23 protein-coding genes are annotated in these 20,162 nt (G+C 60.5%); 8 read left to right on the top strand and 15 right to left on the bottom strand.

Going from position 1 to position 20,162, the window contains the following annotated elements:
• Complete coding sequence (locus tag KQH60_RS01400) at positions 1-978, bottom strand: AAA family ATPase (protein ID WP_237574804.1); 978 nt, start codon at positions 976-978, stop codon at positions 1-3.
• A gap of 218 nt (positions 979-1,196) precedes the next feature.
• On the opposite strand from KQH60_RS01400, the gene KQH60_RS01395 reads away from it, so the two are divergent.
• From KQH60_RS01395 to KQH60_RS01380, 4 genes are all read left to right on the top strand, one after another.
• Positions 1,197-1,700 (top strand): hypothetical protein, encoded by a 504-nt coding sequence (locus KQH60_RS01395; RefSeq protein WP_237574802.1) that lies wholly within the window; start codon positions 1,197-1,199, stop codon positions 1,698-1,700.
• Between the two features lie 34 nt (positions 1,701-1,734).
• Positions 1,735-2,538, top strand: coding sequence for an endonuclease/exonuclease/phosphatase family protein (locus tag KQH60_RS01390; RefSeq protein WP_237574864.1), 804 nt, complete (start codon positions 1,735-1,737; stop codon positions 2,536-2,538).
• 398 nt (positions 2,539-2,936) lie between these two features.
• A complete protein-coding gene (locus tag KQH60_RS01385) occupies positions 2,937-3,707 on the top strand; it encodes a ferredoxin--NADP reductase (RefSeq protein WP_237574801.1) in 771 nt (256 codons plus the stop codon).
• Between the two features lie 125 nt (positions 3,708-3,832).
• Complete coding sequence (locus KQH60_RS01380) at positions 3,833-4,081, top strand: hypothetical protein (protein ID WP_237574799.1); 249 nt, start codon at positions 3,833-3,835, stop codon at positions 4,079-4,081.
• A 24-nt stretch (positions 4,082-4,105) separates the two neighbouring features.
• On the opposite strand, the gene KQH60_RS01375 is transcribed toward KQH60_RS01380, so the two are convergent.
• Positions 4,106-4,780, bottom strand: a complete 675-nt coding sequence (locus KQH60_RS01375) for a DUF3443 family protein (RefSeq protein WP_368669310.1) — start codon at positions 4,778-4,780, stop codon at positions 4,106-4,108.
• 535 nt (positions 4,781-5,315) lie between these two features.
• Between KQH60_RS01375 and KQH60_RS01370 the strand changes: the two genes are divergently transcribed.
• Positions 5,316-6,380, top strand: a complete 1,065-nt coding sequence (locus KQH60_RS01370) for a glycosyltransferase family 4 protein (protein WP_237574795.1) — start codon at positions 5,316-5,318, stop codon at positions 6,378-6,380.
• 22 nt (positions 6,381-6,402) lie between these two features.
• On the opposite strand, the gene KQH60_RS01365 is transcribed toward KQH60_RS01370, so the two are convergent.
• The 10 genes from KQH60_RS01365 to KQH60_RS01320 form a co-directional block, all read right to left on the bottom strand.
• Entirely contained in the window at positions 6,403-6,666 is a 264-nt protein-coding gene (locus tag KQH60_RS01365; protein ID WP_237574863.1) for an H-NS histone family protein, read from the bottom strand.
• The gene (locus tag KQH60_RS01360; protein WP_237574793.1) at positions 6,626-7,444 is read right to left on the bottom strand and encodes a Cof-type HAD-IIB family hydrolase; all 819 of its coding nucleotides are present in this window, start codon (positions 7,442-7,444) and stop codon (positions 6,626-6,628) included. Before KQH60_RS01360 ends, KQH60_RS01365 begins: the two co-directional genes overlap by 41 nt.
• A gap of 309 nt (positions 7,445-7,753) precedes the next feature.
• On the bottom strand, positions 7,754-7,966 hold the full coding sequence (gene rpsU / locus KQH60_RS01355; protein ID WP_237574791.1) for a 30S ribosomal protein S21: 213 nt from the start codon (positions 7,964-7,966) through the stop codon (positions 7,754-7,756).
• 445 nt (positions 7,967-8,411) lie between these two features.
• On the bottom strand, positions 8,412-9,107 hold the full coding sequence (locus tag KQH60_RS01350) for a hypothetical protein (protein ID WP_237574790.1): 696 nt from the start codon (positions 9,105-9,107) through the stop codon (positions 8,412-8,414).
• A 60-nt stretch (positions 9,108-9,167) separates the two neighbouring features.
• On the bottom strand, positions 9,168-9,968 hold the full coding sequence (hpaH, locus tag KQH60_RS01345; RefSeq protein ID WP_237574788.1) for a 2-oxo-hept-4-ene-1,7-dioate hydratase: 801 nt from the start codon (positions 9,966-9,968) through the stop codon (positions 9,168-9,170).
• 31 nt (positions 9,969-9,999) lie between these two features.
• Positions 10,000-10,389: a 5-carboxymethyl-2-hydroxymuconate Delta-isomerase gene (locus KQH60_RS01340; RefSeq protein WP_237574786.1), complete on the bottom strand. Its 390-nt coding sequence runs from the start codon at positions 10,387-10,389 to the stop codon at positions 10,000-10,002.
• 28 nt (positions 10,390-10,417) lie between these two features.
• Positions 10,418-11,269, bottom strand: a complete 852-nt coding sequence (gene hpaD / locus KQH60_RS01335) for a 3,4-dihydroxyphenylacetate 2,3-dioxygenase (protein ID WP_237574784.1) — start codon at positions 11,267-11,269, stop codon at positions 10,418-10,420.
• A gap of 1 nt (position 11,270) precedes the next feature.
• Complete coding sequence (gene hpaE, locus KQH60_RS01330) at positions 11,271-12,734, bottom strand: 5-carboxymethyl-2-hydroxymuconate semialdehyde dehydrogenase (RefSeq protein WP_237574783.1); 1,464 nt, start codon at positions 12,732-12,734, stop codon at positions 11,271-11,273.
• An 81-nt stretch (positions 12,735-12,815) separates the two neighbouring features.
• On the bottom strand, positions 12,816-13,583 hold the full coding sequence (locus KQH60_RS01325) for a fumarylacetoacetate hydrolase family protein (protein WP_237574781.1): 768 nt from the start codon (positions 13,581-13,583) through the stop codon (positions 12,816-12,818).
• Positions 13,580-14,293, bottom strand: coding sequence for a fumarylacetoacetate hydrolase family protein (locus KQH60_RS01320; protein WP_237574779.1), 714 nt, complete (start codon positions 14,291-14,293; stop codon positions 13,580-13,582). The genes KQH60_RS01325 and KQH60_RS01320 overlap by 4 nt, the downstream gene beginning before the upstream one ends.
• A gap of 322 nt (positions 14,294-14,615) precedes the next feature.
• Between KQH60_RS01320 and KQH60_RS01315 the strand changes: the two genes are divergently transcribed.
• Positions 14,616-15,146 carry a cytochrome b gene (locus KQH60_RS01315; RefSeq protein ID WP_237574777.1) on the top strand — a complete coding sequence of 177 codons (531 nt, stop codon included), beginning with the start codon at positions 14,616-14,618 and terminating at the stop codon, positions 15,144-15,146.
• A gap of 80 nt (positions 15,147-15,226) precedes the next feature.
• Here the strand turns inward: KQH60_RS01315 and KQH60_RS01310 are convergent, their stop codons facing one another.
• Positions 15,227-16,375, bottom strand: a complete 1,149-nt coding sequence (locus KQH60_RS01310; protein WP_237574862.1) for a nitronate monooxygenase family protein — start codon at positions 16,373-16,375, stop codon at positions 15,227-15,229.
• 170 nt (positions 16,376-16,545) lie between these two features.
• Positions 16,546-16,860 (bottom strand): hypothetical protein, encoded by a 315-nt coding sequence (locus KQH60_RS01305; RefSeq protein ID WP_237574776.1) that lies wholly within the window; start codon positions 16,858-16,860, stop codon positions 16,546-16,548.
• Positions 16,861-17,341: 481 nt separating this feature from the next.
• Between KQH60_RS01305 and KQH60_RS01300 the strand changes: the two genes are divergently transcribed.
• Positions 17,342-18,700, top strand: a complete 1,359-nt coding sequence (locus KQH60_RS01300) for a hypothetical protein (RefSeq protein WP_237574774.1) — start codon at positions 17,342-17,344, stop codon at positions 18,698-18,700.
• A gap of 341 nt (positions 18,701-19,041) precedes the next feature.
• Positions 19,042-19,605, top strand: coding sequence for a GNAT family N-acetyltransferase (locus tag KQH60_RS01295; RefSeq protein WP_237574772.1), 564 nt, complete (start codon positions 19,042-19,044; stop codon positions 19,603-19,605).
• Between the two features lie 311 nt (positions 19,606-19,916).
• Here the strand turns inward: KQH60_RS01295 and KQH60_RS01290 are convergent.
• On the bottom strand, positions 19,917-20,162 hold a 246-nt coding region (locus tag KQH60_RS01290), incomplete at its 5' end, for a hypothetical protein (RefSeq protein ID WP_237574771.1).

The following is a 20,162-nucleotide window of genomic DNA, read 5'->3' as shown; positions in this document are numbered from 1 at the left end:
TCAGAACCCGATCGAGCGTCTACGCGCTTGGCGATCGAGTACCACATCGTGCGCGCTCACCGCGTCGCGTCCCGCCAGCCGCGCATTGCCGAAGCCATGTACGATGGCGCGCCGCATCGCGCGCGGCGACAAGGTCGACAGCACGTCCAGCGGCGCCTCGTCGAGCGTTTGCGGAAAACGCGCGCCCCATGCGTGCGATTCGCGAATCTCTGAGTAGATCAACTGGGCAATACGGCGCGCGCCATCGCGATCCGGCGCCGGGATCTCGTAGACGTTCATCCGGTTCAGGATCGGTTCCGGGATGCGGTGCACGTCGTTGGCCGTCGCGATCCAAAGAACACTGGATGCATCGATGGGCACTTCGGCGAACTCGTCGATGAACGACTGCGCGGTGTCGTGCTCGAGCAGTGCATACAACGCGCCGAGTGGATCGTATTGCGCATCGCCGCCAGCCTTGTCGATTTCGTCGACCAGCACCAGTGGGTTCGCATAGGCGCCGTTGACCAGCGCGTCGAAGATCTTACCCGGCTTGGCGTTCTTCCACTGCGACGACGCCCCGGACAGGATCCAGCCCGCGGTGAGCGAGCTCATCGCGACATAGTGATAGCCGGTGCCGATCAGACGCGCAAGTTGCCGGGCAAAATGCGTCTTGCCGATGCCGGGTTCGCCCAGCAGCAACATGGGCATCAACTCGAGCCTATCGTCGGTCTCGGCCACCAGCGCGATCTGTTTGCGCACATCCTCCAGCGGCTCGCTAAAGTTCGGGGACTCGTCAACGAGCGCGTCGATCGACGGCAACCGGTTGGGCTTGACGCAAAAGCGCAACGCGCCGACCTTCAGCATTTTCTCGTATGTGCTTCGCAACGCCTCACTGGCGCCATCGGACAAGTCATGCAAGGCCGTCTCGATCTGACTTAAGTCATAGATCGGCTTGAAAGCCGCCACCGCGATTTCCTGCTTGACCATTGCGGTCGTCATATTCACCTCCTTTGCTGCCATGCCGCCCCGCGCGGCGCCAATTCAGTGTATCGGCGTCGATAAGTTGTGCAAGCTAGCAGTCGCGCGGCGTTGCTGCCAACGCTGCGTCGTGCCCGCGCGCGTGGCCAAATCCCGTTATCATGATCGTTTCGTGCATGCAGAACTGGACCGCCGTGCGGGGCATGAACCCATCGCGGCGAGCCAGGTCGGAATCCCTTATGACAAGCCTCTCGAATGTCCTTTGTACACTCGCCACCGGCGTGCTACTGGCCTCGGTCGCCGCCGTGGCATGCGCACAGAATGGCCCGCCGAAGGTGCACTGGGACGTCGAAGTCGTGCAGGACGGACGCAGCGTCGACCATTTTGGCGCAACGACCACGCTCGGCCAAGCGAAGTCAGAGACGCATAAGCGCAGCGTCGTGCATGAGCTCGGTTGCCAGAGCCAACCGGTGACCAGCATCGAGTTGTCGCGCACGCTGACCGTGTCGCCGACCCGCGTTGACGGCGGCAACGCGGTCCTGTCGCTGGACGTGCAGGAGATCTTCGAGGATACGCGTGCCACGCAGACCGCTGAGGGTTGCGCGCTGCCACCGCAGCCGCGCCGAGTCACCGCTGTCCATCCCGGCCTGGTCGTGCCGCCCGGGCAAACAGTATCGTGGAAGCTGGTGGACCACGCCCCGCAACTGGTCTATCGCGTGCAGGCGAGCATCGTGGACCAGTGAGCGGGTGATGAACTCGCGTGAAAAGGGGCGACCGATGCGACACGACGATATCTTGCCCAGCGTGCCGCGTACCGGCGGCAAGGAATTCGTCGCCGTCAGTTGGAATCTGCACAAGGGCCGCTCGCCGCTCGGCCTGCAAGCATGGCAGTCAATGCAACGCTGGATGCAGGCAACGCCGGCCGACGTATATTTCCTGCAGGAGGCCATGGCGCGTCGGATGCCCGCGCCCGTGCTGGCCAGCAATGGCTTCGGCGAGCCACTGCAGGGCGCGCTCACCGACGTGTGGCAGTGTCAGGCTACCGAAATAGCGCAAGCATTGCGCTTGCAGCTGGCGCTTGGGCCAAACGTGTTCAAGCCATCGTGGCGACACGGCAATGCAATCCTGTCGCCGCATCCGCTTGACCTGGGAGGGCGTTGGGACATATCCGCGCACCGCTTCGAGAAGCGGGGCTTGCTGGTGGCGCGCGCCACGCTTTACAACACGCCGGTCACGTTGCTATGCGCCCATCTGGCGCTCACCCGCCAGTCGCGATTGCGCCAGATGAACTGGATCGCGCATTGGATTGCCCGCGAGGCGGCAACCGGCCCGTTGGTGCTCGCCGGCGATTTCAACGACTGGAAGAACGACTCGGAGCCGTTGTTCGCCGAGATCGGTTTGCGCGAGGTGGCCTCGACGCTGGGCGAGGCCGGTAAGACGTTTCCCGCATTCTCGCCCGCACTGGCGCTGGACAAGATGTTCGTGCGGGGCGTTACGCCAGTGCAATGGCTCGAGCCCGCGCCCCGCACCGCGTGGTTATCGGACCACTTGCCGTACATGGCGCAGCTACGGCTAGAGTAGGGCGGACCCACGACGTTGCAATGCGCGTGCGTTAAACCAACAGGTTCAGGCCAACGCAGGGTTGCTTTAAGGTTGCCGGTCCGCCTTTTGTTTTATTTTGTTAACTACCTATGCGGCGACTTTTATGTAATATCCTCGGACTGTAGGATGGCAGGCTTGGGGCAAACATAGAACAAGGCGTCGAATTGACGTCAATTCACGCCGGCACCCGCATTGATCGATGCGGCACACTATCCCACTACCCGTCACCGCGTGCCGATCGTCACGTCTGTCGACGCGCTATTGTTCAAACATCGAGTAACTTAGCCGCAACGCGGTAAAATAAGCGCTTGCCCGATATTTTTAGCCAGACCGTCGCGCGTGCCGGACCCGACGGCCATCGAACCGACCGAAACACCATGAGCAACCTGACTCAACAAACCGTTCTCAGCGTGCATCACTGGACCGACACGCTGTTCAGCTTCACTTGCACACGCGATCCGGGCTTTCGGTTCGATAATGGCCAGTTCACGATGGTGGGTCTGGAGGTGGATGGCAAACCACTGTTGCGCGCGTACAGCCTGGCGAGCGCGAACTACGAGGAAAACCTCGAATTTTTGAGCATCAAGGTGCAAGACGGTCCGCTCACGTCGCGGCTGCAGCACCTGAAGGTGGGCGATCAGGTCTACATCGGCAAGAAACCGACCGGCACGCTGGTAGTCGACAACCTGTTGCCCGGCAAGACGCTGTGGCTGCTGTCCACCGGCACGGGCCTGGCTCCGTTCATGTCGGTCATCAAGGACCCGGATGTCTACGATCGCTATGAGAAGATCGTGCTCACGCATACCTGCCGTTTCGTCGACGAGCTCGCGTACAAGGAGTACATCACCGAGCACTTGCCGCAACACGAGCACATCGGCGAGCTGATCCGCGACAAATTGATGTATTTCCCGACCGTGACGCGCGAGCCGTTCCAGAATCGCGGTCGCATCACGGCGCTGATTGAAACGGGCGAATTGTTTGAGCGGCTCGGCGTGCCGGCGTTCTCGAACAACCATGACCGCATCATGCTGTGTGGCAGCCCGCACATGCTGCGCGACACACGGCAACTGCTCGATGGCATGGGCTTCACCGAAGGCAGCAATTCGGCTCCGGGCCACTATGTGGTCGAGAAGGCCTTTGTCGGCTGACATACCAGCCCGCGGCGAATCGCCGCCATCCTCGCTCACTCTATTGAAGAAACTACCGGAACGGCAAAGCCGTTCCGGTTTTTTCGTGTGCACCCGGTCCAGCGGCTGCGTGCCCCCACCCCAGCGTGAGCGGCACAGCGAGCGCGGCGACACGGGTCAGCGCCAGCACCGGACCGGTGCCAGCGCAGCGAGGCCGGCACGGCTGGCCGCACCCGCGCACGCCACCAGCCCGTGTCGAGCGCCAACGCGTGGTCGAAGGTCAGCGTGCCGCGCCGCATGTCGGCCAGTTGTGCGCCAATCGGGCCAGACAGACCCCAAAGGCCGCCGCGAAGCTGGCGGCCAGCAGCAAGACCGGTGGCCATGCACCCGCATAGGCACCGCTCACTCAGTGCATCACGTTAAAATGCCACATAGGGACCATTGCCCGATGGCGTGGGCCTGCCACTGATGGCCACCGCCACGCGCCGCCCATAGAAAAACGGCATGCCTAGATCGAAGTAGCGAGGCATCGGTCCGGCCAGACCGTTAAACGCAAACGTATTAGGCGTGCTGAGCAGCATCGACGCATTGCCCACATTGAGATTGACGGCCTGGATGGCACTATTCGCGCCCTTCACGGTAACGGTCTTGACCTGTTGGCCGGGCGGACAATAGAGCGGGTTGCCAAAGCCGCACGCGGGCAACGACGCGTCGGTGAAGAACAAGCCGTTGGAGCCGGTATCGGTGAACCCGGTGATCGTCGAGCCGTTGTACGTCGCGCTGAAGCTACCGGAATCATCGGTGGTCAATACCATCGCATTGCTATCCAGTCGGTTGTTGGACGCGGTGCCAATACCCAGCAACAAGGTGCCGCTGACAGAAGGCTGTCCCCAGGGGCCGATCGCGGGCATATCGACGATGACACCATTGTTGTCGACCGGCACGTTCGCCTCCGGGTTCGCGATCTGTTGGGCAAGCGGCACGACAGTTTGCATGCAGTTGAACGCACTCGCGCAATTGAAGTAGGAACTGGCGCCCGCATTGGTCGCGCATCGGTTGCCGCAATCCACGGCCGCCGCCCCGACACCAAGGATGCCACGATATAGGTAGAAAATATTTCTACACGAGCGCGGTGCAAATTACGCACCAGCGATATGCCAGTCACGCGTAGCACAATGCTTAAAACTCTAAGAAACAATAAATTGGCAATACACTCGCAAGCCGGACCGAACCTTGCTATCGCTCCACCTCGCGGTTGAGAGCCGGCATGATAGAGCCCATTGAATCTGCATGGCGACGGACAGTGCTTTTCGGCGCCTTCGCTGGCGACGCATCGTGATTCGCAAGCGGTGTTCGTCGCGCCTCACACTGTGTTAATGCGACGCAATGGATCGGAATGCGATGTTGCGCCGATGTTTCGCGCTGTAACAATATTAAGGGTTTGAAAAATTGCTCGAATTCCTCGCTCTCGCCTCGATAATAAAACTTCCGATCGCGATATCGCGCCTCGCCGGACTGACCGCGACTGCGGCATGCCAGTGGCCCGATTCGCCGATTTTTTCTGCGTTGCCCACACGCAGCGCCTTCAGCAACGAGGCGCAGGGCGATTTTTCGTAAGGAGAGCACGCAATGCGTATCGCACAAATCGCACCGCTGCACGAAGCTGTGCCGCCCAAACTCTATGGAGGCACCGAACGCGTGGTGTCCTACTTGACGGAAGGGCTGGTGGAGCTGGGGCACGATGTGACACTGTTCGCGAGCGGCGATTCGCGTACTTCGGCACGCCTTGAAGCGGCGTGGCCCCGCGCATTGCGTCTGGACCCGTCCATCCGCGACTGGATGGCGCCGCATATGTTGATGCTCGAACAGGTGCGCCGCGTGGCCCACGAGTTTGACATCCTACATTTTCACCTCGATTATTTGCCGTTTCCGCTGTTCTCGCAGATCGACACGCCGTTCGTCACCACGCTTCACGGGCGTCTAGATCTGCCGGAGTTGCAACCGATCTTCGACAGCTTTGCGCAGGCGCACGTCATTTCGATTTCGGATTCGCAGCGCGGGCCGCTGCCGCGTGCCGGGTGGGTCGATACCATCCATCACGGATTACCGGAAAATCTGCTTGTGCCGCAAACGGATATCAAGCCGACGTACTTGGCGTTCCTAGGCCGCATCTGTCCGGAAAAGCGCGTCGATCACGCGATCCGCATCGCCGCGCAGGCCGGCCTGCCGCTGAAAATCGCCGCCAAGGTCGACAAGGTTGATCGCGAATACTTTAAAAACGAAATCGAGCCCCTGCTTTCACTCGGCGATGTCGAGTTCATTGGCGAAATCAACGAAGCACAGAAGCCGGCTTTCTTGTCCGGTGCGAAAGCGCTGTTGTTCCCGATCGACTGGTGCGAGCCGTTCGGGCTGGTCATGATCGAATCGATGGCATGTGGCACGCCGGTGATCGCTTTCAACCGCGGCTCAGTGCCCGAGGTGGTCGAGCACGGCGTAACCGGCTTCATTTGCGAGGATGTCGACGGCGCGGTGGCCGCGTTGTCACGGGTAGAGGTGCTGTCCCGCGAACAGATTCGCGCGCGCTTCGAGCAGCGCTTTACGGCGCGGATCATGGCACAACATTACGTCGATGTGTATGCGTCGCTGGCGCGTGGCGCGCGCCAGCCGATGCTGCGCAAGGTCGCGGCCGGCTGACAGCGGCGCCCGTTTGGCGGTGTCATGGAATCAGAAAGCGCTCACGGTTCTTGCCCGCGATCCATTTGGGCGGCTTGCCGCGGCCGCTCCACGTCTTGCCAGTGCGTGGGTCCTGATACTTGAGTGGAACGGGCGGCTTGGCCAGCAAGCGGCAGCCACGCAAGCCGTCCAAGTACAGGTCGCGGGCTGTGAGTCGGTACTCGGCGATTGTGTACCGTAGCTGCGTGATGACGATGCTCAGCGCTTTAAGCGGGCTCGCGCTGCGGCGCGAACAATGCGCGCAAATGGTGGGCGACACCCGCCTCGAAATTGTTGCCGATGCGCGGGACATGGGGTAGCCGCGCGATTAATCTGGGATTGGCGTTGCCCATCATGAACGGGTGCCCGACCGACTCCAGCATGTCGATGTCGTTCATGTTGTCGCCGAATGCGATGCACCGTTCGGCGGGCAGGCCAAGCTGCTCGAGCACGAATGCCAGCGCACGTCCCTTCGATGCGCTGGCGGCCATCACCTCAAGGCAATCAGGCAGCGAATACGTTACGTACAACGCATCACCAAAATGCCGGGCCAGGTTCCGCTCGACCATGCTCAGGTCAGCGGCGTCCCCGATGTACAGCACTTTCGCCACTTGTTGGCCATCATGTGCCGCGAGGTGGGTGACCTCGTAGCGAAATCCGGAATCTTGATGGAACATCAACAACTGGGGCGCCTCGCGATCGATCAGCCATGCATCGTCGACAAACAAGTTGACAATGACACGGCCGTGCGTGCCAGCGATATCGGGCGCCACCAGCCGCTTGACGATATCCGCGGGCAGGTCGTGTGCGTGGATGCGGTTGTCCCACGCATCGTGCACGCGCGCGCCGTTGGACGTTACCAGATACGGCCGGATGCCAAGTCGGTCGCGGATCCCCGCGACGTCGCGGAAATGCCGGCCGGTCGCGATCACGAAATGCAAGCCGCGCGCCTGCAGCTGCTGCAGTGTGGCGGCAGTAAACGGATCAACCTGATGATCACTATTGAGCAGCGTGCCGTCCAGATCAGTGGCAATGACTTGGTACATAGATAGGTCACTAAGAGCGAAGCACGCCGGCGAGGTACGGCTTGCATGCACAGCCGCGTGCAAGCGGCGCGCGTGAAACGCGCTCAAGCATACCACTTTAACGCATGGAAGGTATGCGTCAGCACTGCCCCAACATGGCGAATGACGTATTGTCGGCGGGTATCGCGTGTACCTACGATTGTGCTTATGGCGCATTCGCGCGCCCTTGAGCCACGCATCATCGATGCACAGACGACAAACGGCCCATGTCCGGGGACATGGGCCGTTTGAATCGATGCGTATCCGCCTGCTGGCGGACCGGCAAGCCGTCTAGTGGAGCTTCTTCGGCAGTTGCTGGCTACGCAGGCGACGCTGCAGGCGCTTGACCGCGGCGGCCTTTTTGCGCTTGCGCACCGTCGTCGGCTTCTCGTACGACTGGCGCTCGCGCAACTCGGCGATCAGGCCATTGCGTTCAATGGTTCGGCGAAAGCGCCGGATCGCCACTTCGAACGGCTCGTTTTCCTTGATAACAATCGTGGTCATGTTGTCCCTGGCTGATTCAATACGTTCATCGCCCTGTCGCCTTGCATCGTCGCTTCTCGCATCCCGCTCACGCAACGACGCGTCGACATGGGTAGGCCCGATGGGCACCACAGCAATATTGACGCGTCTGGAGAATCGGACCACAGCTGCGCCGACCGCACGATGGCGAGCCGGGCCCTCAAAGAATACGGGGGAAGCAAACGCGTAGACGGGCGCGATGAGAAGCGGTGGAACACCGGAACAGGTCAACCGGGACACCCTTCTCGCTTCAAAGCTTGGAAGGTTAGCATAAATCCCGGCGTTTTTCCAGCGTCCAAGATCCTTGCAGGATGCATCATCGTCGCAACAATCGCTGCCGCTGCCGCTGCCGCTGCCGCTGCACGTCGCACGTCGCACGTCGCACGTCGCGACGCGCGGATCGGACGCGCACGGGCACGTGGTTCCGCTACTGCTTTTCCACGACGAGCAGAATGCTGGATTTGTCAGGGGTCTGGACAAATATTTCCAGTTGCGTATCGTACATCATGGCGATACCGCTCGCCGGGGTATTCGGGTAGGCGCAACCGGCACCGCCATCAAAATTCAGCGTCGCGTCATAGACGTTGCTGGACGCGCGCGGCGCGAGCGTACCGGAAAACCGACACTGCTGTGCTAGGCCGGCGACTCCCCCTCTGGCGTCCACAGTAAAATGCAGGGCATCAAAATCGGCTTGTGTCCCCCGGTGAGTCATTCCCACGCCGCAAAAACTGCCGATCATGGTCACCAACGTCGCCTGAGCCCAGCGCGGATCGTAGCGCGCATCCAGTTGCACCGTTCTGCCGACCGCATAGGACGCCTTGGCCGTGATCGCTTGGCGGGCCGCGTACATGCCGCTCCAGGTCAGCGCCGTTACGGCTGGCTCGCCGTAGTTGTAGTCAATGCCGCTGCCCTGGGCAACTTTCTCGTCGATCGGTGGGATCGTGCCCGCGACCACGCCGGCCAGCGCACTCGGTATGTCGGCCTTCATGTATCGCACATAGAAACGGCCATCGTCCAGCACCAGGATCCGGGCGGACTGCCCGTTCCCGGTTCCCGAATACAGACCCACGATACCCGTGGGTGACACCTGGTTACCGCCGCACGCCGCCACTGCCACACTCAATGCCCCTACCACCGCTCGCGCCACAGCACGCGGCGAAAAGACATTGCCGGCCGGTTCCGCTCAACCGAAGTAGCATGAGATCGCGCCAAGCGGTCCGTAGTCGACGTTGAATGTATCGCCCTTGCGAGCCCGGCACGGCCGCGTGAACGAGCCGCCAAGCACCACGTGGCCTGGCTCCAGCGCGACGTCAAACGGATGGAGTTTATTCGCCAGCCACGCGACGCCGTTGGCGGGATGGTTCAGCACACCAGCGGCCACGCCGGTTTCCTCGATCGCACCGTTGCGCGACATGATCGCGGCAACCCAGCGCAGGTCGACGTCGCGTGGCTTGACCGGCCGACCACCGAGCACCACGCCGGCATTCGCGGCATTGTCCGCGATCGTGTCGTACACTTTGCGCGGGCGCTTCGTGTCCGGGTCGATCGTGTGACTGCGCGCGTCGATGATCTCCAGCGCCGGGATCACGTAGTCGACCGCGTCGTAGACGTCGAACAGCGTGCATGCCGGACCGCTGAGTCGCCTACCCAGCACGAACGCGAGTTCGACTTCCACGCGCGGCACGATGAACCGATCGACCGGCACGCTCGAGCCTTCGCCGAAGAACATGTCATCGAGCAGCGTTCCATAGTCCGGCTCGTCGATCTGCGACGAGTGCTGCATGGCCTTGGATGTCAGGCCGATCTTGTGCCCTTTGACTATGCGTCCGCGCGCCAGCTTCTTGGCGACCCATGTGCGCTGAATCGCATAGGCGTCGTCGACGGTGATCTGCGGATAGTCGAGCGAAATCTGCCGGATTGGCGTGCGCGAACGCTCGGCCTCGTCCAACTGCGTCGCAATGCGCTCAATGAGGGTCTCTTCCATGCGGCGTCCAGGATTTAGAAGGAGGTCGGGCTCACGCACGGCGGTAGCGCGCGTGAAGGTTATTGTGCTTATAGGTGCCGGCTTCGCTGAATTCGACCACTTCCAGCGACAGCGCCAGATAGCGTGTGGCGAATAGCGCGGCAAAATGGGCGTCGATCGCCGCGAACAGCGCATCGCATGCTTTTTTCTTCGTCGCCTCGTCGCGACCCGCACCGATCTTCAACGTTACATGGACGAACGCATCGTCGCCGCTGCCGTCTGCGATCCGATAGTCGTCCAGTGCGATCGCCCGCGAACGGATGCCGCCGATTGGAAACACCCCGCTTTGCGCAATCAGCGTGTCGTTGATCGTGGCAAGGAGCTCGCCAATGCGGGCATCGGCGCGCAGATTGGCCGTATATTCAACAATGACATGAGGCATCGATCCACTCCTGAGTCAACGGTCCGGGTCACCACGGCAGCGGAAAGATTGCATTAATCTGGCCAGTGCCGGAACTGGCGAAGTAATCGGTCACGATCTCGACTGCCTGGTCGTAGCGGTCCCAGCCGAGCAGCCCCAGCAGCATCGCGGTGTCATGCATGCCGCCCTCGCCATGGCAATGGGTGTTGTACTCGGGGAGCATTTTGCAGAAGGTGGCGAAATCACCCTGCTTCCACAACTGGACCACGCGCAGGTCCACCTGACGGAAAAATTCCCGGCTGATATCGTGCATCGACTCCTGCGGCGAGCCGTTGTCGTTGAAGCGGTGTGACAGCGAGCCACTTGCCAGAAACGCGACATTGGCGTCGCTGCGCGCGATCGCCTCCTTCAACGCGTGGCCGAAGCGCCGGCTCTCATCTAAGGTATGCCATGCGCACCCACCGGCAATCGACACGACCTTGAAGTGTTGGTCGCTGTTCATGTACCGCATCGGCACTAGCGTGCCGTATTCGAGCTCCAGGCTGTCAATCTCGTGCGCGTGCGTGTGCACACCGTACTCGGTCGCGGTCTGCGCGATCAATCGTCCCAACGCGGGATTGCCCGGGTACACATACGTCATGTCCTGGATGAAGTGCGGCAACTCGTTGCTCGTGTACGTTCCTCGAAAACGGGCGTTGCAGTTGACGTGGTAGCCGGCATTGACCAGCCAGTGCACATCGCAAACGATCATGGTATCGACGTTCAGCGCACGGCAGCGCTCGCCGATGATGCGATGGCCGTCAATGGCCGCTTGTCGGCAACCGTGATGCTTGCCAGGCAACTCCGACAGGTACATCGACGGCACGTGGGTGACCTTGGCTGCGAGCGAGAGCTTGCCCATGTCACATGCCCCATTTCGGAATATGATGTGAACCCATCGAGAGACAGACGTTCTTGACCTCGGCGAAGACCTCGAAGCTGTACTCGCCGCCTTCACGGCCTGTCCCGGATGCCTTCACGCCGCCGAACGGTTGGCGCAGATCACGCATATTCTGGCTGTTGACGAACACCATGCCGGCTTCAATGCCGCGCGCAAGCCGATGGGCCTTGCCTACGTCCTGCGTCCAGATATACGAGGCCAGACCATACTTCACGTCGTTGGCCATCGCCAGCCCGTCGTCCTCGTTGTCGAACGGGATCAAACACGCGACCGGCCCGAAGATCTCCTCCTGCGCGACCCGCATCCGGTTCTCAACATGAGCCAGTACCGTTGGACGGACAAAGTGGCCGCACCTCAGGTGCGCAGGCAGCCCCGGCGGCTTGTGCGCGCCGCCGGCGAGCACCGTAGCGCCTTCCTGCTCGCCCAGTCGGATATAGTCGGTGACTTTTTCCCAGTGCGCTTGAGTGATCATCGCACCGAGATGGGTTTGCTCGTCCATCGGATCGCCAACGATCAACCGGTTCGCGCGCCGCGCAAACTCGCGCACAAAATCGTCGTACACGGTGCGCTGCACGAAGATCCGAGAGCCGGCCGTGCAGCGTTCACCATTGATCGAAAAGATCGTGAACAGCGCCGCGTCCAGTGCGCGCTCTAGATCGGCATCGTCGAACACCAGCACCGGCGACTTGCCGCCCAACTCCATCGAAAACTTCTTCAGCCCGGCGCGCTCGATGATCTTCTTGCCGGTCACGGTACCGCCAGTGAACGACACGGCGCGCACGTCGGGGTGGCGCACCAACGCATCGCCCACGCTCGCGCCGTAGCCCTGCACCACATTGAACACACCGGCCGGGATACCCGCTTCGCAAGCCAGCAAACCGAGCTGGTCCGCAGTCAGCGGCGAGAGTTCCGACATTTTCAGCACTGCGGTATTGCCCAGCGCCAAACACGGCGCAGTCTTCCACGTCGCGGTCATGAACGGCACGTTCCACGGCGAGATCAACGCGCAAACGCCGACCGGTTGGTACAGCGTGTAGTTCAGCATTTGATCATCAACCGGATAGGTGCGCCCGTTCATCCGCACGCAGACCTCGGCAAAGAAATTGAAGTTTTCCGACGCGCGTGGAATCAGCTGCTTGCGGGTCTGCGCGATCGGCAAGCCTGTGTCGCGGGTCTCCAGTTGCGCCAATCGCGGCACGTTCTGCTCGATCAGCTCGCCCAGCCTGCGCATCAGTCGCGCACGCTCCTTGGCGGGCGTATTGGCCCACTTCGGAAACGCGGCCTTAGCCGCGGCCACCGCCAGCGCAACCTCACGCTCGCCACCTGCGCAGACCGCATCGATCGGCTCGCCGGTGGCCGGATTGCTCGTCACGAACGTGTGCACACTCTCGACCTGTTTGCCGCCAATCCAATGCTTGATTGTCATCCGTCTTCTCTCCAGCGTGGCGGGCGCGTTCACGCGGCGCCACATCGTTACCGCCGCGCTTCATGCCGCGGCATCCAGCCGCTATTGGCCGCGTCCGTAATAGTGCCGCTCATCGACAATCGTGTTGACCAACCGGCCGATACCCTCGACCTGCGTCACCACCTCATCGCCCGGCTGCGTGTCGGCCAACCCGTGCGGCGTACCGGTCAGGATCACATCGCCAGCATCCAGCGTCATGAAGCGGCTCAGGTATGCAATCAACGTCGGGATATCGAAGATCATGTCTCGCGTGCTGCCTTGCTGCGTCTGCTGCCCGTTCACGAATGTACGCAGGGTCAGGTTCAACGGGTCGGGCACGTCGTCACGGTCCACCAGCCACGGCCCAAGCGGCGTGCAGGTGTCCCGGTTCTTCACGCGCAGGTTGGGACGATAGTAGTTTTCGAGGTAGTCTCGGACCGCATAGTCATTGGCGACCATATAGCCGCGCACATAGTCGTACGCCTGCTCCTTCGGCACGCGGCGCGCGCGTCGCCCGATTACCACGGCAAGCTCGCACTCATAGTGCATGTATTGAACGTTGGCGGGGCGCACCGTGCGGGCACGATGGCCGACGAATGTATTGGCGCCTTTCAGGAACACCAGCGGCTCGTCCGGTGCCTTGAACGCGAGTTCCTTCGCATGGTCCGCGTAGTTGAGCCCGAGCGCGAACGTCGTGCGCGGCTCGATCGGCGGCAGCCACACCACGTCACCGGACGCGACGGTGCGTCCGGTGTCTAGGACCACGGTGTCACCAGCGCCCGGCGTGGCGAAATGGATCGTGCCATCGACGGCAACACGGGCGGTCTTCATGCTGTAGTCTCCGTCACGAACCCGTTATGCAGTACGCCGATGCACTCGATCTCGATCTCCACCGCATCCCCCGGCCGGGCACGCGGCGCATGCGGCGGCACGCCGAGCAGCAGCACGTCGCCGCGCTCGAACGACATGAACGCACTGATTTCCTCGATCAGGCGCGCCACGCCGCGGATCGCATCGCGCGTATTGGCCTGCTGGCGGACTTGGCCATTGATCCGCACCGTGATGTCCAAAGCGTCGGGTGCGCTAACATGCCCGGTGGGCACGATGACCGGACCCAGGGGGCAGAACCCGTCGCGAGCGTTGAACCGCACGGCGGGCCGGTACAGGCTCGCGTGTGGCACGCTGACGTCGTTGACAACTGTGAAACCGAGCACCGCATCGAGCGCGTCGCGTTCTTTCACGCGCGTGGTGCGGCGCGCGAACACGATGCCCAGCGACGCACCGATTTCCAGTGAGTCGACCGCGGCCGCACAAGCGCCGGCATCGTCATGCGGCACTTGCACCCTGTCGCCATCGCCGGCTAGCGTATTGGCCGGCTTGATATAAAGGACCGGGGCTTGTGGCGGCCGCTGGTACGGCGGCTGGTTCACCGCGTCGCCAAGCGCCTGCAGCACGCCGCGGAAATTCAATAACACGCCATAAACCGTTCCAACCTCGACCGATCCGGGTATCCTGGCGCCTGCTGCAACATTTAGCTTCACGTGGCGATCCTCGTCACAGAGCCCCATGTAATTAATATATTAATCACATGGGGCTCGGAAAGTCAATCCGCGTTTGCTACGCTCGGCGGCAACCGATGCATCATAAGCTATGAGCCGATCCCAAAAAAGTCCATAAACCGGAGTTCTCCCATGGAAGCACACTCATCTTCCGCAAGCGAGTATGAGCAGAGCGAGTGCTTTAAGCGCGACTTGGCGGTGCACACCGAGGTGCTCGGCGATACACATGTTCGTGCAGCGCTCGCAATGACGTCCCGCTCGTCGCACGCCCGGTCCGCCACCCAACCAGTATGAGGATATCGAGATGCCCACCACACTCGCGACGGATCGTTATTCCAAACCCGCCATTTTTTTACACTGGGCGATTTTCCTGCTCGTTGCACTCGCTTATGTCGCGATCGAGGTCCGCGGCCCAAAAGGCAGCGACAGCCGTGCGTTCTGGAATACGATTCATTTCTGTTCCGGTTCGCTGGTGCTGGCCCTCGCGTCGCTGCGGTTGCTCTGGCGCCTGTGGCATGGGGTGCCCGCGGAGGTCGAGTCGACGCGCATATGGGCGTTCCTCGCGCGCGTCATGCACTTGGCGCTGTACTTGTTCATCTTCACGCAGCCGCTGCTCGGCATCCTGATGGTCAACGCTGGCGGTAACCCAGTCTCACTGCCAATCATCGGGCTGGACATCCGACTGATCGGCGCAGATCCTGTCGCACGGCCACTGCTCAAGGCAATGCACGAGTTCATCGGCAACCTGTTCTACTGGGTGATCGGATTACATGCATTGGCCGCGATCGGCCGTCACGTGCTGCTGCGGGACAGGACGCTGCACCGGATGCTGTAGCCCATGGGCTGTGCGCGGCCGGCGCGGCGCACCGGCCGCCAGTTCAGATGGCAACGACGCGACGCGCATCGAGCGCCGGGTTAGGCAACCGTTCGGGTGAACTGTCGTGCCGATGCCCAAAGGATGGCATCCTCGGTCGCCGGCGCGCGCGCCTGTGTCGCGCCGCCCAGTAGATAATCGAGTAGCGCTCGCACCGGACGGATTGCATGGCCGAACGGCAATGTTTCCGAGCCGCGAAAGAACAACCCGCGCTCGACGTCACCTGAGAGCGCATGGGCCAGCCTCATATCAATGCAAAACTGCCCATGCTTGCCAATGCCATCGCGCAGCCCGCACTGCTGCAGGCAGTCAAATCCGAGCGTGCATCGCCGCGGCTTGGCGGCTTGCTGCAGCTTCTGTTCCTTCTCGAGATAACTGGCCAGCCACGGCGTGCGCACGGCGCGCGCTGGCAAGCCGGCCACGCTCATGAACGTCACGATGTCCTCTGGCTTCGCCTCGGCCAGCACCTTTTTGAAATTCGGATGCGCGTCGCCTTCTTCCGTTACCGCGAATGCGGTTCCCAGTTGTACGGCGCTGGCGCCGAGGTCGAGCAGATGCCGAACCTGCTCGTGGCTGTGAATCCCCCCCGCGACAATCAACGGGATGTTCTCCGCCTCCAGCCCAAGCGTCTTAAACAACTCGTGCGCGCCTTCCAACACCTGCTGGAACGCATAGTTCGGATGGTCCAGCCCATCGAGCGTTGGTGCGCCGAGATGTCCGGCCGCATAACGCGGGCTCTCGATCACAATGGCGTCCGGCAGCCGGTTTCTGCGCATCCACTTCTTTAACACCAGGCCGATACCGCGTGCATCCGACAGAATCGGGATCAACGCCACGTTCGAAAAGTCAGCAGTCAGCTCCGGCAGGTCCAACGGTAGACCCGCGCCGACTACGACCGCGCCCGCGCCGCTTTCACATGCCTGCGTGACGTACGATGCATATGAGGACACCGCGCGCATCACGTTGACCGCAATCAGGCCATTGCCCGAAGCTAGCTGCAATGCGGCCACCACTTCCCGGCGCAGTGCCTCCAGATTCAGCGAGTCGATCAGTTGCCGGTCGCGCGAGCGCCGGCTTTGCTCCATCAAATCCGGATGATGGCGGCGCAAATCCACACTCGAGATCGTGCCTACCGCACCGAGCGATGCGACGGTTCCCGCTAGACGGTGCGCAGACACGCCCACGCCCATGCCTCCCTGTACGATCGGCAACAGTGTCCGGCCCTTGATCTTGAAGCGTTTGCATACGACATTTTGCACAAGCACGGTTGAAACCTCTCGACGGTGGCGGCAGTGCGCCCAAAATGCCAGTGTGCGGCAAACGCGGGTGGCACACTTTAATCTTCGTCAAGAAAGCACCATTACACATTGCACGTGGCAGCATTCCTCCAAAGCCGAGTCGCACCACCGGGCCGCGTGAATGCGATGCAGCACTGCGCGAACAGCCAGTGCTCGAACATGAAGCCGCCGTTGACCGGGTCTTCGGTGACGTAGAGCGTGAACGCTCCGCCCATCAGATCGGCCGGAAAATGGATCCGCGAGTTGTGCAGGGCGGTCTCAGCAGGAGAAAGTAAAGAAATGTCGCTCCACACAAAGATCAACAGCTTGTCAAGAACCCAAGTCGTCAAACTGCATGCGACTCTCTCTTCAAAAAAACTGATCTGCTGTAAGCGCAACGATTCGCACGTTGCTGCATCAAAACGTAATATTTCCGCGCACCGCAAAACTCCCGGACACCACGCCACAAGGACTGGCGAGTTGGGCGGCGTGATGCACTAAAACCACCCAATTACGCGAAGCGGGCAAGCGAGGTTATGGCTGTTCGAGCATCTGCGGCAACTTCAAAATGCGGTGTACGATATTTGCCCCATTGGGTGTCCGTTCTCGCGGGTCAACTTCAAACACCTTCGCATTAGCCGCTATCCGGCACAAAACTAGCCGATGGCCGATCGCAGTCGCAGTCGCAGTCGCGTTTAGGCATGCATTCTTTGCTAGTCTGCTGCGTAGCAGGCAGTGAATCACCGTATGATCTGTCTCGTCCGTTCCATGGCGACCATCTGTGCCCAGCTGCACCCTACGCTTATCCTGGCCTCGGCGTCAGGGGCCCCCTGCCCTGATCGCCGCTTTATGGCCCATACCTGACTCTCGGAATTGTCAATGGACTTCAGCGACGCATTGGATACCGCCCCAATCGCTATTTATGCAACAAATGAACAAACCGGCCAAGGGTCGAGCGCTGCACCGCCTACAGGCGCGAAACGATCAGCGCACGCCACACTCGACACACGCGTCAAAAAGCGCAGAGTCTACGACACTTTGCCAAGCGGAGTGATTCTGGAGGTCGCACGCTACCTACCATTGGATCATATCCCCGAGTTTTCACGTGTCAATCGCAACACCTATGTTCTGATGGAGGAACAACGATGGGCGTGGCGCTGTTACCAGCACGCGAGCAGCGTCTCCGATCTCGCGTCGCTACAACAACTGATAGGCGAAATTGAGCAGATTCAGGCCGAACCGGATCTGCGAGCCGAACCGCTCACCGCTCTGTGGAAACAGTCTCAATCAATGGGACTCTCTAGAAAACACGAAATCGAGGCCTTTAAATTGTTATTTGCAGCAGCCGACCGCCTCCCGGAACAAGGTCTTCCGTTACAAAAAACAATGCTTGCATCACTAGGGGGTATTTCGAAAAGCATGCGACTTCGAATGTTCGATTTTGCTTCTGCGCTGGCTGAACGGCGTCGTCCCGATCAAGCGAATTTTTGGCCTGAACTAGCCAAAGCGCTTGTCAATGTATGGACGCCGTCTCGGCGGTATATTCAACGTTATCAAGTATTGCTCAACCAACTGCCATACCTGGACGCGCCCCAGAAGGCCGAACTGATTCCGCTATTGGCTCCGAAACTGAGCTTCTCTCCTCTGGAGGATCCCGACAGCAGCAAAACGCTTTTGGCCCATGCGACCTTGCGGCAGCAAGCACGATCGCTGCCGCCCTCGCTACAAGGTGCGCCGGTCGGCATGGTAGCTGCCGCTATAGAAAGGCTACCGAGAGAAGCGCGCGCAGCGCACTATGCAGAGCTGCGACAGCTAGCACTATCGCTTCCGGACGAGCAGCTTGGCGCTGCGCTGCGTAAACTGCCACGCGGGTTAATTATGTTACCGCGCGAGCACCACGCGCACGAACTCCAATTACTGGAGCCAGCCTTGCTGCGCGTGTTGCCCGAGCAGCGCGTGCAGGTCGCACAGGGCTTGCTGGAATGGACCTTCCTGCTAGACGACGCGCTCTCGAAGCACGTGTGGCAGCGTGCGTTGCAGTTACTTGACGGCAGCAGCGCAACAGCATTGCTGGAGGTGCTAAGCAAGGTGGGGGCCATGCTAAGAGCCCCAAAATGGCAAGATGCGGTCAACGAAGTCACCGCTTTTATGGACCGCAACCCCTTCACGGAGCAAGAGCGTGCGACGATAGACACCCGTATGCTGCTGCTACGCCACCCTCAGGAACGGATGCCGTAATCGCTTCGCAAAATATCACGAAGCTTCGGATGCGGACGCAATAGTTAGGCAATTTTACACTAACACTATAAGCGCGGGTCACCCCGAACCATTGAACAAGGCGCATCATGGATACCTCACGAATTGGCTCCCCGAGCCCAAGTCCAGTAGGATCTCCCTCGGATACTCAACCGGCACGCCATCCATCCGAAACTTCAACCCGTACGCTGACACAGCCAAAACGGCAAGCGAGCCCTGGAAGTTTGTCGGCGCTTGAACACCAACCTTCAACGACACGGGCTCGATTTCGTTCCCCGAGTCCGACGCAGTCCATCGCCGGCCCTAGCTCAATGCAAACGCCCATGACGCTAGGCTCCGCCTTGTTGCCCGGGATGAGCACTGTACGCGATTCCGAAGCAATTGCCACAAGCATGGAAAGAGTGCTCAACGATCTCGCACCCAGCCCACAAACAGACCCGCTTCGCTTGCTGGGTACTAATGAAATGGTGGATTATTTTAAAAATAATAAAATGATAGAAAACACCGAGACATTTTCCTATCAACTGAATGACCAAAATGTGGGACTGGTGAGATTAAAAATGCCTAAAAAGAAAGATGGAGACATGGAAGTCATGGCGATGGTGACTGATCCCCGCACGAGAGGTGTTGGAAGTACGTTCATGCAACAAGCTATGAACCATGCGGTGAAAATGACCGGTCAACCCGTTCTGACGCTGAATGCGATGGACAGGGACGCCGCGGCTGCTTACGAAAGAATGGGATTCAAGGCAGATTCCGACTATGACTCAGACGACGAAGACCAAATGATACCCATGAGGCTCGATGCCAGTAACAGCGATAAATGGGAAAAAAACAACACGGGAAACTTTCAATTAAAGAGCCGGCTTGCTCCTGAATTTAGGTAAAGCAAACAATTCGCGCTCTTGAACGCCGCACGCATGTCGTCGATATCGCCCTGATGCTGTGCTGGATCGGTCACGTACAGAATAAAGCCGGCGTGACCGCCGTTCTCATAGCAGTGACTGCACGGCGACAATCAACTTGGCCGGTATTTGCGAGTTCCGGTGGCACACTCTGCGGCACACGTGTACAAGCTGACACGTACAGTGCGACACGCTGCTGCGAGTGCTCAAAGAGCTTGGGGGATGGAAAACGTTCGACAGGGTGCACGCACCTGTCGGCGGCTCCAATCATCGGGTTACCGCAGGAAACCTCGTCAGCGACAATCGAAACGCCGCTGGACGTCACCGGCTAACTGTGATTTCACTGTAGAGGGAGAAATGGATAAAGTAGTCGGCCCTTCAAAATTCAAAATTTGGATGAGAAGTTCCGTGCGAGGGAAGTGAAACAGAACAGGTAGTGGCGCAGCGCCAAAGCGAGCGCAGCCACCAAAGCACAAGGCGGGCTTGATGCCCAATCGGGTAATGGCGCGCAGCAGCCAGCGCAGGTTATAGCCTGTCGA

The sequence above is a fragment of the Mycetohabitans sp. B8 genome (assembly GCF_021991875.1).
In the GTDB taxonomy this organism is placed as follows: domain Bacteria; phylum Pseudomonadota; class Gammaproteobacteria; order Burkholderiales; family Burkholderiaceae; genus Mycetohabitans.
The sequence above is the reverse complement of the archived record's forward strand: the minus strand, read 5'-3'. Positions and strand labels throughout refer to the sequence as shown.